The following is a 13,402-nucleotide window of genomic DNA, read 5'->3' on the forward strand; positions in this document are numbered from 1 at the left end:
TATCCTACTGAATAACTGACAACTTTTGAATTTTGCATAAATAAATTTTGAATTGTCTAGTCTCTGTATGTAGTGGTACTTGGAGCATTAGGGTCGCGATAAGCAGTCGGTTGAGGATCGCGCTTTTTGCCAGCCAACCCAGCTAGACCGAATAGACCAATTAATCCTAGCCAACCCCAATTAAAATCGTTGTGCTCATTAGTGGTCGTTGTTGGAGCAGTAGTGGCCCCGGAATCATTAGTTGTCTGAGCTTGTGCAGATAGAGTTAAGGGTAAAATTCCCATACTCAAGGTGAGAACACCAGCGCCAACAGCTGTAATGAAATTACTTTTCATAAGTTGTGAAAATTCCTGATGCTATCTGAATTTACTCACCAATGTATCCAGTCTCGACCTTAACAAAATCAATCTGCGGCTATAAAGTAGACATTTTCATAACTCACACTCTAGATATACAACATGGTTTTCACAGCAATCAGTTTCTCACTCTTACTGTGGTAGTTTAGCAAACCGATCCTCAATAGCTTTTCATAGCCCGTTGAATGTCACGCTGGTCTTGGCGTCGTTTCAGGTCTTCTCGTTTATCATGGAGCTTTTTACCTTTGCCAAGGGCTATACTCACTTTTAGCCAGCCTCGTTTAAGATACATTTTCAAAGGGATTAAAGTTAAACCCTGCTGTTCGACTTTACCAATTAGCTTACGGAGTTCTTGGCGATGCAATAGTAGCTTGCGTGTGCGCCGTGGTTCATGATTAAAATATTGTCCACTAGCGTTGTAAGGGGAGATATGCACATTGATCAACCATGCTTCGCCATTGCGAAGCAAAGCATAGCCATCTTGGAGATTGACTTTACCCGCACGAATCGACTTCACCTCTGTTCCTGTCAACTCAATTCCAGCTTCGTAAGTTTCTAGAATTTCATACAAATAACGGGCTTGACGGTTGTCGCAAATAACTTTGTAACCTTCGTTCTTGTCGCTCATTGATAATTTTGTGTGCTTTAAATGTACCTAAAAAATTATTTTGATTGGCTTGTAAATTATAGGGTGTATCTTAGAACCGCTATAAATGGTGAACTGTATATCACTAATTTAGCTTTTCTAAGTTCACAATTAAGGTTTTCTGGCAACTTTAAGTTAGCTGATACCGATTACCTCTGAGGTTGCATAGAACAAGTTGCTTGAGCCAAGCCTGGTTTTGTGCAGTTTCACAAATAGTACTTATACATCAAGTAGGGGCAATACTTTGCGGGAAAACGCTGATCTACATTATTAGCGCAGCGTGTCGCAGACAGACGCTTTGCTAATGCGTATAAATGTTCTCTATAGAAAATCAAGGCTTTTGCTGCCTTTTTGCGTAAATCCTGACAAAGAATTGGTATAACGTCAATGAACATTCACTCTCTTTTCTAGATGAGTTGTTACAAATTACAAAGCTCTCCATGCCTCCCAAACACAGGGAGTCAAAGGTGAGTTACACTTCGTTAACCTTCCTAAAGATTTAAGATTTTCTTTATAAATAAACCCTGAGGGCAAAATAAACCCTAAGGGCAGTGATTAGCTGGTAATCCTGTCATAGTATGAAACATAAGAACACTATTATTGTCTGTGTTCACTAATGGAGTACATAGAAGCAAATTACTGAGTAAAAAAATGCTAGGGGTGTATTATCCATGCCCTTGACGATCCTTGTAGTGGATGATGATTTGGGCACTCGTCTGTCTGTTAGCGACTATCTTGAACTGTCTGGCTATTCAGTGATCACGGCTAATGACGGTCAAGAGGCTTTGTTTATGGTGGATGAGTATCATCCTGATTTGATTGTCACGGATATTGTTATGCCACAGATGAATGGCTATGAACTGGTGCGCCGGGTGCGTCAACAACCAGTGTTTCGTTTATTGCCTGTAATTTTATTAACGGCACGCATTAAAACCCAAGAAAGAATTCTGGGCTACCAGTCAGGGTGCGATTTATATTTACCCAAGCCTTTTGAACTGGAAGAGTTAGCAGCAGCAATCCGCAATCTTTTGGAGCGATCGCAAATTATCCAATCAGAGTATCGTTTTTCTCATAAAGATAGTTTGGGCATTTCCGGCTTGACAAAAGCGGAGGATGCGCATAATTCTCTGTCCACTCAAACTCAGAAATCCCATCTGCACTCAGCCCTAACTCATAGAGAACAGGAAGTCTTAGAGTTATTGACTCATGGTCTTTCTAATGCCGAAATGGGTCATCAACTACACCTGAGTCCTCGAACCGTGGAAAAATACGTTAGCAGTTTATTGAGAAAAACCTCAACCAGCAACCGAGCGGAATTAGTCCGTTTTGCGATGAAGCATGGTTTAGTGGAATAAAAGTTAGGAGTTCAAAGTGAGGAGTAAAGAATTAAAACTTTTAACTCATAACTCTTCACTTTGAACTTTTGTGAGCAGACCTTCACAAGCATCGATCAGTAAATCAATAACCTGATTAAATCCCTCTTGACCACCGTAATAGGGATCTGGAACTTCCTTTAGAGTGTGTCGAGAGCAAAACTCGCATATCAAACGCACTTTATGCTGATATTGCTTAGTTTGAGCGAGACTGAGGATGTTCTCATAATTTTCTCGATCCATAGCCAAAATCAAATCAAAGTCTTGAAAGTCTGACTTTTGAAACTGGCGTGCTCGACCACGCAGTTTAATTCCCAACTTAGTAGCAGCCGCAGCACTCATGCGTCTGTCAGGTGGGCTACCAACGTGATAGCTAGATGTACCAGCAGAATCACAGAGGATGTGTTCGCTCAAGCCAGCCTGCTCAATTAGATGATTCATGATATTTTCTGCCGATGGCGATCGGCAGATGTTACCTAAGCAGACAAACAGCAACTTGTAAGGCATAGATTTTCTTTGTCCTTTGTCAATAGTCATTTGTCCGCGTACCCCTTCTCCTAAGCAAGCTACGCGCAGCGTCTCCCTGAGCAGAAGTCTGAGCGCCGAAAATCGGCGCTCAGACTTCTCTGTTTATCCAGTGACTAATGACCAATGACTAATGACCAATGACTAATGACCAATGACTAAAATCCAGGTAACTCCAACCCACTGGTTAATTCTTCCATACGTTCCCGCATTGTTGCTGTGGACTTGTTGTAGGCTTCTTTCATTGCCACCGTTACAAGATCGGAAAGTACTTCTGCACCTTCCCCTAAAGCATCTGGAGAAATTTCTACTCGTTTTGGTTCTTGGTTCCCACTGACAATCACCTTCACCAGACCACCGCCAGATTCTCCTTGAATCTCCATTTGCTCCAATTCTTCTTGGAGTCGCTTTGCGCCTTCTTGAACTTGCTGTGCTTTCTTAAAAGCTTCGGCCAGTTCCTTCATTTTTCCTAAGCCAAAGCCAAATCCTTGTCCTTTTCCTGTCATAATTATTTGTACGCTTGTGCGTTGAATAACAAATCAAATTCAATTATAGATGCGGTAAGTAATTTGCCTCTTTTTTTACCAATAATTAATGCATCCTAGAATAGGTTATGGGGCACAAGATGCAAAGGTGCAAAGGGGAAAGACTTACTCCAACTTCCCCTCTGCTCCTTTGCTTGGCCCATTCCCAGAATTAAAAGTTTCAACAAGCACCTTGAAACTCTCCAAGCATTTTAACTTCTGGCTCTAAATTAATAGACCAACGTTCTTGTACTTGATGTTGGATGTGGCGAATGAGACAGAAGATGTCACTAGCTTTTGCTCCACCACGATTAACGATAAAATTAGCATGGAGTAGCGCTACTTGTGCTCCACCAATTTGGTAGCCTTTCAGACCAGTTTGTTCAATTAACCAGCCAGCACTGTAAGGTTTGGGATTGCGGAAAACACTGCCACAACTGGGGAAGTTGTATGGTTGGGTGCTTAACCGATGCTTTTTGTGTTCTTTGGTAATTGCCACAACTTTTGCAGGGTCTGCACCTGGCGCGAGTTGTAAGGTGGCTTGGGTGACTATGCGATCGCCACCTTGCAATAATGAAGTCCGGTAGCTATAACCTAACTGTTCAGGGGTAAGAGTTTCCAAGGTACCATCGGGTGAAAGTACCTGGGCACTAACTAACATATCTGCGATACAGCTATTATGTGCCCCTGCGTTCATCACCACAGCACCTCCTGCTGTTCCGGGGATACCAACAGCCCACTCCAATCCTTGCCAACCTAATTCTGCTGCTGCCCATGCCAAGCTGGGAATTGATGCTCCAGCAGCAACGGTTAATTGACCTGTCTGGGGGTCAAAGTGACTGAAGCGGAGATGACGAGTAGCAATGACTAAGCCTGATATGCCACCATCGCTCACGAGCAAGTTAGAACCTGCTCCCAGTGTTGTCACCTTTAAATTATGTTCTTTTGCGTATTTAAGACTTGCTTGCAGTGCTTCTAAGTTTCGGGGGGCAACGTATAAATCAGCTGCTCCCCCAACTCTATAGGAAGTAAACGCTGACAAAGAAGCCTGGGACTTGATCGCACAATCAGTACTGGGTAAGTAAATTACTTCGCTCTCCACTGAATTAGCTGTTTGCTGTTTCTTTGTATTCAAAGCAGAAATTGTGCAGACGTTTCCAGCTGCCTGGGAAATGGTCATCTTTACTTTTTTTTGGTAAAATTTTTACATTTATTTACCGCAAAGATACGGTAATAGAGTTCACAGATGAAACCGTTGCTAGAGGGGCGCTTTGCTCAGAAATCAAACTTCGCAAAGTCTCCACTTAGGATGTGGCTTTAGCCGGCTCACAAAGTGTCGTAATTATTTCAGGAATCACCTGGTTCAAATTTCCAGCCCCTAAAAACAACGCCAAGTCTCCTGGGCGTAGTGTTTGTAGCAAGTACTCATACACTGCGGGTAAAGTTGGTTGATAAACTACCTGCGAATGCTGTTTAGCAATTTCCGCCGTTAGACGTTCACCACTAATTTGCCCTAAATTAGGTTCGCCTGCACTGTAAATATCAGTTAGCACAACCAAATCAGCATGGGTAAAGGACTCGGCAAATTCTTCTAAAAAGGTCAGTGTCCGGCTATAGCGATGGGGTTGGAAGATGGCAACCACTCTTTGCCCTGGTCTTGCCTGTAAACGTGCTGCGGCGAGAGTAACGCGAAGTTCGCTAGGGTGGTGAGCATAGTCATCAATGAAGGTAATGCCATTGACTTCACCTCGAAACTCAAAGCGTCGTCTTGCTCCTTCAAAGGTGGCGATACCTTTGGCAATTGCTCCAAATTCTAAGCCCAAAGCGCGACCAACAGCTACTGCGGCTAGGGCATTGCTGAGATTATGCCGACTGAGCAACCGCAACGTCAACACGCCCAAAGCTTTGCCTCTTTCCCAAACCAAAGCCGTAGTACCATCAGCACGATAATCAATATTGGTGACGGTGTAATCGGCGTCGGTATCTGAGTGTAAGCTGTAGGTAATTGTGGGTTGCAAGCGATCGCGCACTGTAGCACAGTCAATGCTACCTATTAACGTTTTACAACCCTTAGCAAATGTCTGGAAGGTGTCAATGACTTCTTCTAATGTATCGTAGTGGTCAGGATGATCGAGTTCAATATTGGTGATGATACCAATTTCGGGAGCGTGCTTTACTAAAGAACCATCTGATTCATCTGCTTCGGCTACCAAATATTGGCTTTGTCCCAATCGAGCATTACCTTCCCAAGCATTGACTTCGCCACCGACTAAAATCGTTGGGTCTAAACCTGCTTCCAGAAGCATATAGCCAATCATACTACTGGTTGTAGTTTTGCCGTGTGTTCCTGCCACTGCAATGCTGTAGTAATCGGCAATTAAAGCTGCTAGTACATCTGAACGATGTAAAACTGGACAACCTAATTCCAGCGCTGCTTTGTATTCTAAATTGTTAGTGTTAATTGCTGTTGAACAAATGACTTGAGGCAGTTTTGATTTAGTATCAGTAGGTAATTGTTCTTGTGAATTTAATACTACTGCATTCGCTAATATCTGAGGGCGAAAGAATTCGAGATTGCTTGCCTCTTGTTTACCAAAAATATGAGCACCGATAGATTCTAACTTGTGCGTAATGTGATTCGGACGAAGATCCGAACCTGATACTGGAAATTGACGCTTTGCAAGAACGTATGCCAGAGCAGACATACCTATGCCACCGATGCCAATGAAATGAAATGGTCTACCACTAAAATCTACAGAATTAGTCATTTATTGCTCCTCTTACACCACACCACACCATAATCACAAATGACACGCGTATCATAACAGGAATTTGATTTTTACCGTAACTACTCCTGTATCATGTTCATGTTTGATGCCCAAATGATGTTTCTGCTCTGGCTTTCCTGGTTCAGAATGATTTTACCTTGGTTGGAGGTTTTTGCTATTTCTGAACTGTTCTTAAGATTATTCTGAAAATTTTGGTCGCATCGGGAAAGAAATTCTTGTAATGTCAAATACATATTTTTGGCTACCTTACTGGAATTGGCTACATAATACATTGTTTAGTGAAACTAATTTGAAATTGCATCAAGTTTAGGCGTGAATTGAGTACAATAATACATTGGTAATGAAACTATTTTTCAATTGCATATAAACCAGGCATAACTGGATGCAGCAACTAGCAATTTTTGGTGGCACATTCGATCCAATTCATTGGGGGCACCTGCTCGTAGCTGAGACAGCTTTGCATCAAGTATCCCTTGAAAAGGTAATTTGGGTGCCATCCCTAAATCCGCCTCACAAAGAAGCAGCTTTGTTTGAGCATCGTGTGCAAATGCTGCAATTAGCCATCAAAGATAACCCAGCGTTTACTGTCTCACTAGTAGAGACAAATCGCTCTGGGACTTCTTATGCCATTAACACCCTGATCGACTTATCTGCTTGTTACCCAAATACTCACTGGTACTGGATTGTGGGTTTGGATACTTTCCAAACCTTACCCGGTTGGTACCGTGGACACGAACTAGCACAAATGTGTGATTGGTTAATCGCACCCCGACAGCTAGGTGGTGAGACTATAACTCAAAGCAAATTAATCTGCAAGCAAGTGGAGCAACAACTCAAGGAGCAGTCTCTGACCATTCACTGGCAACTCTTGAATATACCTTTAGTAGGAGTTTCGTCAAGTCTAATTCGCAAATTTTGCCGCGAACGCCAGTCAATTCGTTATTTAGTCCCGGAAACGGTCAGATCATATATCATTAACAACAATTTCTACTCGAAAAAATCTGAATAAATTATGTGTTTTTTTATTGATCTAACACTTTATGGTTAAAAGTGCCCCCCCCCTTTGCGATATGATTGGGGTCAACGATATCAACATATAAGCATAAATACAGAGGGCAAGACACTGTGATTAGAGTTGCAATCAACGGTTTTGGGCGGATTGGACGTAACTTTGCACGTTGCTGGGTGGGTAGAGAGAATAGCCAAATCGATCTTGTCGCTATTAATGACACGTCAGACCCTAGAACCAATGCTCACCTGCTGAAGTATGACTCGATGCTAGGGAAGATCAAGGGTGCTGAGATTAGTGCCGATGATAACTCTATTATCGTTAACGGTAAGACCATTAAGTGCGTATCCGATCGCAACCCAGAAAAGTTGCCCTGGAAAGATTGGGGAATTGACCTAATTATCGAAGCAACTGGGGTATTTACTAGCAAAGAAGGAGCGCTCAAGCACGTAAATGCCGGAGCCAAGAAAGTTCTGATTACCGCTCCTGGTAAAAACGAGGATGGCACTTTTGTGGTTGGTGTGAATCATCATGACTATGACCACAATAAACACCACATTATCAGTAATGCTAGCTGTACTACCAACTGCTTGGCACCAATCGCCAAGGTGTTGAACGATAAGTTTGGCATCATCAAAGGTACGATGACCACCACCCACAGCTATACAGGCGATCAGCGCTTGCTAGACGCTTCTCACCGGGATTTGCGACGGGCGAGGGCCGCAGCGATAAACATTGTACCTACCTCTACTGGCGCAGCAAAAGCAGTGGCGCTGGTTATCCCAGACCTCAAAGGCAAGCTAAATGGCGTTGCCTTGCGCGTACCAACCCCGAACGTCTCAATGGTAGATTTCGTAGTTCAGGTTGAGAAGCGTACTATTACTGAAGAAGTTAACCAAGCTCTCAAAGATGCTGCCGAAGGCCCACTTAAAGGGATTTTGGACTACAGCCAACTCGAACTAGTATCTTCCGATTATCAAGGTAGTGATGCTTCTTCGATTGTTGATGCTAGCTTGACTTTGGTTATGGGCAATGATTTAGTAAAAGTTATGGCGTGGTATGACAACGAGTGGGGTTACAGCCAACGAGTCTTGGATTTGGCAGAATTGGTAGCCCAAAAGTGGCAATAATTAATTAGTCATTAGTCATTAGTCATTAGTTATTGGTCATTAAAAAAAGGACAAAGGACAAAGGACAAAGCACTATTGACCAAAATGTTGAAATCCCTGGCTAAGATTCAGAACTTGGTCGGGGAATTTTTTTTGCTCGTCGTGCAATATTACTGTCGATCCGGCTGTAATCCTACCTGCGATCGCAGCGCCTTTTCCAAGATGTTGCACTAAGGCTGATGCTAATTCTTGTGGTAAGCACAGCACTAATTCAAAGTCTTCGCCACCATATAGAGCATAAGCTAGCGCTTGGTCTGGTGTCAGCCAATGGTTAAAAGTTTTTGGTAGGGGAATTTGTCTGTGTTCTAAGACAGCGCCAACGCCACTGGCGCGGCAAATTTGAATAATCGCATCTGCCAAACCATCGCTGCTATCCATACCAGCAATGGAAAGTTGGAAGTTAGGAGTTAAGATTTTGCAGAGGATTGCTAAGACATCTAATCGTGGCTGTGGGCGTTGGTGTGCGAGGATTAGAGCCGTCTTTTCTTCGTTGTTGAGATTTTCTCCTAATTCTGGATGCAAAAGGAGTTCTAAGCCTGCGTGGGAGGCTCCATGAACGCCTGTAACGACGATCGCATCCCCAACAACAGCAGCAGAACGGCGGATAATTTGACTAGGGTTAACTTGACCAAAAGCGGTAATTGCCAGAGTAGTAACAGGCGATCGCACGACATCACCGCCAACAATTGGGGTATTGTATTTTTGCAGGCATTCCGTCATTCCCTGGTACAAGCGTTCTACCCAACTCACCCTAAGTTCACCCGGTAGTCCCAACCCGACAGTGATTCCCAATGGAGAAGCGCCCATTGCTGCTACATCTGATAAATTGGCAGCCGCAGCTCGCCAACCAGCATCTTCTGGGGAAGTGGTGAGGTTGCTAAAATGTACGCCATCAACCAGTACATCTGTAGTCACCACCAAAGATTGCCCTGGTGCAGTTTCAAGTACTGCGGCATCATCACCAATAAGTTCTGGAGGACAGAAGCGCTGTAATCTTTCTAAAAGACCTTGTTCGCCAATGTCTTTTACCTGTTGAGAAGATAACTCACTGTTCACAATCGGTTTTCCGTGTTGCAAAATTACGAAGAAAACTGATGATTTACTTTACTGTTTAAGATAAGGGTATTGTCTAGGAGTCAGTTGGAATGGTAACAACACCAGTAATCAGCATTACCTTTGAGGAGTACTTAACCTATGATGATGGTAGCGATTTCCATTATGAACTGGTGGATGGCAAGCTAGAGCTAATGAATCCACCTACTATTGAACATTTCCTGATTGTCGATTTTTTGGATACTGCCTTGAAAGCAGAAATCAAACGTTGTAACTCTACTTGGCTGTGTTTTCGGGAAAGTGGGGTGAGAACGGGTAGAAATAAATCTAGGTTGACCGATCTGTGTGTAGTGACACTGGAGCAAGCTAGAGAATTGTTGAATGCTTCAGCAGTATTTGAGTCACCTCCGTTATTAATTGTCGAGGTGGTCAGTCCAGAGTCTGTGAAGCGGGACTATCGTTATAAACGCTCTGAATATGCGGCTTTAGAGGTTCCTGAATATTGGATTGTAGACCCACTGGCAACAAAAGTTTCAGTGTTACTACTGGAAGATGGATTTTACGAAGAAACAGTTTTTACAGATACCCAGCAAATTGGATCGCGGATTTTTCCAGAATTAGCGATCGCAGTTGATCGGATATTCACTGCCGGAAATCTGAATCAGGGGAGACGCGATTAACCCTTGTCTGTACAGGAATTATTCTCCCCCTGCTCCCCTGCTCTCTTAATTATGCAGCTTGCGGCTCAACCAGATTTTCTATTCCTTGAACCACAGTTGCCGATTCAATTTTATCACCAGCCTTCAGTTTATCCAAAACTTCTTTACCTTCGGTAAGATAGCCAAAAACGGCATAACGACCATCCAATAGGTTGCGGCCGGCGGGGGTAAGTTCTGGTTCAAACAAAAAGAAGAAAAATTGTGATGAACCACCATTTACTTCACTTTCAGGACGAGCCATCACCACTGCACCAAAGGCAGAGAAGGGTAGAACTGGCATATCAACGTAACGGCCAGCTTCTTCTAAAGTAATGCCATAAGTAGGTACTTTATCACCTTTAACTAAGACTTCTAAGGGAATAGCGCGATATTTGCCCGTTGTTGGGTCAATGAAACCCACATCTTTCCCAGCAGGATCTCCAGTTTGGAGAAAGTAAGATTCTTCAGAACGGCTAAATTCTAAGCCATTATAAAAACCCCTCTGTACCAAATCTACAAAATTACCAGCAGTTACAGGGGCACTATAACCGTCTACGACAAGAGCTAAATCGCCTTTGTTGGTTTTAATTTCTACAGTGGCACGACCTTTAAGTTGTGGCAGGTTGTTATACTCAGCAGGCACTTCAAAGGGAAATTGTTTCACCATTGAATCTTCTAGCTGAGTAACGAGATTTAGTAGTTTACTTCTCTCTTGCAGAATTTGTTCTTTATCTTTGCTGTTCGCCAATTCTTGCAATTTACCCACCCCAGATTTCAACTCGGTAATCCAAGCTTCGGCTTGGGGTTGGCGTTCTGCGGGAACGCTTGTTAAGATTTGGGAAGGTTTATCGAGAATGCGGGATGCTTGGCTGATGTCTTTGGAAATAGCACCCCAACGCCGATTCGCCCGCAGTTGGGCAGAGATGTCCTCTAAGCTGCCTTGTAGTTGCCGCACAGGTTTGTTATCTATCGGGAGTGCATACCGTAACAAAGCCTTTCCATCGGTAATTGCATTGCCGGCTGGGAGTGCGGCGCTACTGGAGGGAGTCCACCCAGCTGTAGTTATGCCTAAAAATATTGTTATCAGCAGTATTGCCATTAGGCTCTTCTTCAGCCAGGATTTTAATAAGTTAAGCATGGGATAACTCAAATGCAGCAGTGAATTGTTGACTGGACGTAACCCATAAATAATCTTCCCACGTTAGGTGATGAGTGGAGCAGAGGTCTAGGGCTGAGGAAAAATGACTAATGACAATGACACGAAACTAATGACAAATGCCCAATGACGACCCTAGAAGGGTACAATAAATGCCGATTGTCTTCCAAAATTTGAAAGTTTCATGATCTCCAGTAACGACTTTCGACCCGGTGTTTCAATTGTATTGGATGGGTCTGTATGGCGAGTGCTTGAATTCTTGCACGTCAAACCAGGCAAAGGTTCCGCCTTTGTACGAACTAAGCTAAAAAATGTCCAGAGTGGGAGCGTTATGGAAAAAACGTTCCGCGCAGGGGAAACAGTGCCGCAAGCCACTTTAGAAAAAAGTACGATGCAGCATACCTATAAAGAAGGCGATGAGTTTGTCTTTATGGATATGGAAACCTACGAAGAAGGCAGATTGACTCGCGAACAAATTGGCGATCGCGTCAAGTACCTCAAGGAAGGTATGGAAGCCGAAGTGATTCGGTGGGGCGAACAGGTGCTAGGAGTAGAGTTACCTAAGTCTGTGGTTCTGGAAATTGTCCAAACAGATCCAGGTTTAAAAGGTGATACTGCCACAGGTGGCTCAAAACCAGCAACTCTGGAAACTGGTGCAGTTGTGATGGTTCCTTTGTTTATTTCCCAAGGAGAACGTATCAAAGTTGATACTCAGGAAGATAAATATATCAGCAGGGAATAACTTTCATTTCTACGGAGATGCTTGCTCCCGATTGAAATCCCTACATAGGGATTAATTCCCTGCCACACTTAAGATGCTCATTTACGGATAGGTCGAGGTAATAAAAACTGTGCCATTGGACTTTAATGAAATCCGCCAACTTCTGGCAACTATCGCACAAACAGATATTGCAGAAGTCACGCTCAAAAGCGATGATTTTGAGCTAACAGTCCGTAAGGCTGTGAGCCTTAGCAATCAGATGTTGTCGGTAGGTCAAGGGACTTTAGGCGGTGTGGTTGGTTCAGGCTTGACATCAGGTTCATCTGGGGGAAACCAGATGAGCGGAAGTCAGCTAACGGAGATGTCCACATCTCGTGTATTTGAGAATACTGGAACTAGCACACAAATGCAGTTGGCAGTAAATCCTCCCTCAACCATTGACCAGAGATTAGTAGAAGTGCCTTCCCCAATGGTAGGAACGTTTTATCGCGCTCCTGCGCCTGGGGAAGCGGCATTTGTGGAAGTGGGCGATCGCGTCCGCAAGGGTCAAGCAGTCTGTATAATTGAAGCCATGAAGCTGATGAATGAAATCGAAGCCGAAGTCTCTGGACAGGTGATGGAAATTCTTCTTCAAAATGGCGACGCTGTAGAATATGGTCAACCTTTAATGCGAATTAACCCTGATTAAGTATTAATGTATATATGATGTGAGTCGTTGTTAAAATTTTCTGTCCTTGCGGGTTAACGCTGATGAAACAAACGTTGCCTTTACCACCAGAAGTGGTGCAACAAGTAGCTGAATACTTCAGCCTGTTAAGTGAACCAATGCGCCTACGGCTGCTACACTTATTACGGGATGAAGAAAAATGCGTGCAAGAGTTGGTAGAGGCAACACAGACTTCTCAGGCAAATGTATCAAAACACCTGAAGGTAATGTGGCAAGCAGGTATTCTTAGCCGCCGCAGTGAAGGAACTTGCGCCTATTACCGGGTGGAAGATCAAATGATTTTTGATTTGTGTAATCGGGTTTGCGATCGCCTCGCCACAAGGTTAGAGCAGCAAGCCCGTAATTTTCGTGTGTTAAATAGCAAACGGTAAGTCAGGTGTCATTTGTCCTTTGTCAGTTGTCCTTTGTTCTTTATCCAAAACTAATGACTAATGACTAATGACTAATGACTAATGACCAATGACCAATGACTAATGACTAAATGTTAAATAGCAAACGGTAAGTCAGGTGTCATTTGTCCTTTGTCAGTTGTCCTTTGTTATTTATCCAAAACTAATGACTAATGACTAATGACTAAATGTTAAATAGCAAACGGTAAGTCAGGTGTCATTTGTCCTTTGTCAGTTGTCCTTTGTTATTTATCCAAAACTAATGAC

General features: G+C 43.3%; 15 protein-coding genes. 7 read left to right on the top strand and 8 right to left on the bottom strand.

The window, feature by feature from the left end; translation table 11 throughout:
• Nucleotides 1–56 precede the first annotated feature (56 nt).
• The gene (locus V7K41_RS15125; RefSeq protein ID WP_334849356.1) at nucleotides 57–335 is read right to left on the bottom strand and encodes a WGxxGxxG family protein; all 279 of its coding nucleotides are present in this window, start codon (nucleotides 333–335) and stop codon (nucleotides 57–59) included.
• Nucleotides 336–516: 181 nt separating this feature from the next.
• The gene (gene smpB / locus V7K41_RS15130; protein WP_094349892.1) at nucleotides 517–984 is read right to left on the bottom strand and encodes an SsrA-binding protein SmpB; all 468 of its coding nucleotides are present in this window, start codon (nucleotides 982–984) and stop codon (nucleotides 517–519) included.
• A 689-nt stretch (nucleotides 985–1,673) separates the two neighbouring features.
• Between smpB and V7K41_RS15135 the strand changes: the two genes are divergently transcribed.
• The gene (locus tag V7K41_RS15135; protein ID WP_334849358.1) at nucleotides 1,674–2,357 is read left to right on the top strand and encodes a response regulator transcription factor; all 684 of its coding nucleotides are present in this window, start codon (nucleotides 1,674–1,676) and stop codon (nucleotides 2,355–2,357) included.
• Between the two features lie 45 nt (nucleotides 2,358–2,402).
• Here the strand turns inward: V7K41_RS15135 and V7K41_RS15140 are convergent, their stop codons facing one another.
• The 4 genes from V7K41_RS15140 to murC form a co-directional block, all read right to left on the bottom strand.
• Nucleotides 2,403–2,882: a low molecular weight protein-tyrosine-phosphatase gene (locus tag V7K41_RS15140; RefSeq protein WP_334849394.1), complete on the bottom strand. Its 480-nt coding sequence runs from the start codon at nucleotides 2,880–2,882 to the stop codon at nucleotides 2,403–2,405.
• A 176-nt stretch (nucleotides 2,883–3,058) separates the two neighbouring features.
• Nucleotides 3,059–3,406, bottom strand: coding sequence for a YbaB/EbfC family nucleoid-associated protein (locus V7K41_RS15145; RefSeq protein WP_292762183.1), 348 nt, complete (start codon nucleotides 3,404–3,406; stop codon nucleotides 3,059–3,061).
• A 199-nt stretch (nucleotides 3,407–3,605) separates the two neighbouring features.
• Complete coding sequence (gene murB / locus V7K41_RS15150; protein WP_334849360.1) at nucleotides 3,606–4,604, bottom strand: UDP-N-acetylmuramate dehydrogenase; 999 nt, start codon at nucleotides 4,602–4,604, stop codon at nucleotides 3,606–3,608.
• Between the two features lie 124 nt (nucleotides 4,605–4,728).
• Entirely contained in the window at nucleotides 4,729–6,192 is a 1,464-nt protein-coding gene (gene murC, locus V7K41_RS15155; protein ID WP_334849362.1) for a UDP-N-acetylmuramate--L-alanine ligase, read from the bottom strand.
• A 403-nt stretch (nucleotides 6,193–6,595) separates the two neighbouring features.
• On the opposite strand from murC, the gene nadD reads away from it, so the two are divergent.
• Together nadD and V7K41_RS15165 are read left to right on the top strand one after the other, a co-directional pair.
• Nucleotides 6,596–7,222 carry a nicotinate (nicotinamide) nucleotide adenylyltransferase gene (gene nadD, locus V7K41_RS15160; protein ID WP_334849364.1) on the top strand — a complete coding sequence of 209 codons (627 nt, stop codon included), beginning with the start codon at nucleotides 6,596–6,598 and terminating at the stop codon, nucleotides 7,220–7,222.
• 116 nt (nucleotides 7,223–7,338) lie between these two features.
• The gene (locus tag V7K41_RS15165; protein ID WP_334849366.1) at nucleotides 7,339–8,352 is read left to right on the top strand and encodes a type I glyceraldehyde-3-phosphate dehydrogenase; all 1,014 of its coding nucleotides are present in this window, start codon (nucleotides 7,339–7,341) and stop codon (nucleotides 8,350–8,352) included.
• Nucleotides 8,353–8,424: 72 nt separating this feature from the next.
• Here V7K41_RS15165 and thiL read toward each other — a convergent pair whose 3' ends face one another.
• Nucleotides 8,425–9,447, bottom strand: a complete 1,023-nt coding sequence (thiL, locus tag V7K41_RS15170) for a thiamine-phosphate kinase (protein WP_334849368.1) — start codon at nucleotides 9,445–9,447, stop codon at nucleotides 8,425–8,427.
• Between the two features lie 89 nt (nucleotides 9,448–9,536).
• Here thiL and V7K41_RS15175 point away from each other — a divergent pair, with 89 nt between their 5' ends.
• Nucleotides 9,537–10,124, top strand: coding sequence for a Uma2 family endonuclease (locus V7K41_RS15175; RefSeq protein ID WP_334849370.1), 588 nt, complete (start codon nucleotides 9,537–9,539; stop codon nucleotides 10,122–10,124).
• A 49-nt stretch (nucleotides 10,125–10,173) separates the two neighbouring features.
• Here the strand turns inward: V7K41_RS15175 and V7K41_RS15180 are convergent, their stop codons facing one another.
• On the bottom strand, nucleotides 10,174–11,280 hold the full coding sequence (locus V7K41_RS15180) for a peptidylprolyl isomerase (protein WP_334849372.1): 1,107 nt from the start codon (nucleotides 11,278–11,280) through the stop codon (nucleotides 10,174–10,176).
• Nucleotides 11,281–11,482: 202 nt separating this feature from the next.
• Between V7K41_RS15180 and efp the strand changes: the two genes are divergently transcribed.
• The 3 genes from efp (at nucleotide 11,483) to V7K41_RS15195 (ending at nucleotide 13,117) form a co-directional block, all read left to right on the top strand.
• Nucleotides 11,483–12,040, top strand: coding sequence for an elongation factor P (gene efp / locus V7K41_RS15185; RefSeq protein WP_094349903.1), 558 nt, complete (start codon nucleotides 11,483–11,485; stop codon nucleotides 12,038–12,040).
• A 109-nt stretch (nucleotides 12,041–12,149) separates the two neighbouring features.
• Nucleotides 12,150–12,707 carry an acetyl-CoA carboxylase biotin carboxyl carrier protein gene (accB, locus tag V7K41_RS15190; protein ID WP_334849374.1) on the top strand — a complete coding sequence of 186 codons (558 nt, stop codon included), beginning with the start codon at nucleotides 12,150–12,152 and terminating at the stop codon, nucleotides 12,705–12,707.
• A gap of 62 nt (nucleotides 12,708–12,769) precedes the next feature.
• Nucleotides 12,770–13,117, top strand: coding sequence for an ArsR/SmtB family transcription factor (locus V7K41_RS15195; RefSeq protein ID WP_104909018.1), 348 nt, complete (start codon nucleotides 12,770–12,772; stop codon nucleotides 13,115–13,117).
• Nucleotides 13,118–13,402 lie beyond the last annotated feature (285 nt).

Origin of the sequence: Nostoc sp. (assembly GCF_036917415.1) — a bacterium.
In the GTDB taxonomy this organism is placed as follows: Bacteria; Cyanobacteriota; Cyanobacteriia; order Cyanobacteriales; family Nostocaceae; genus Nostoc.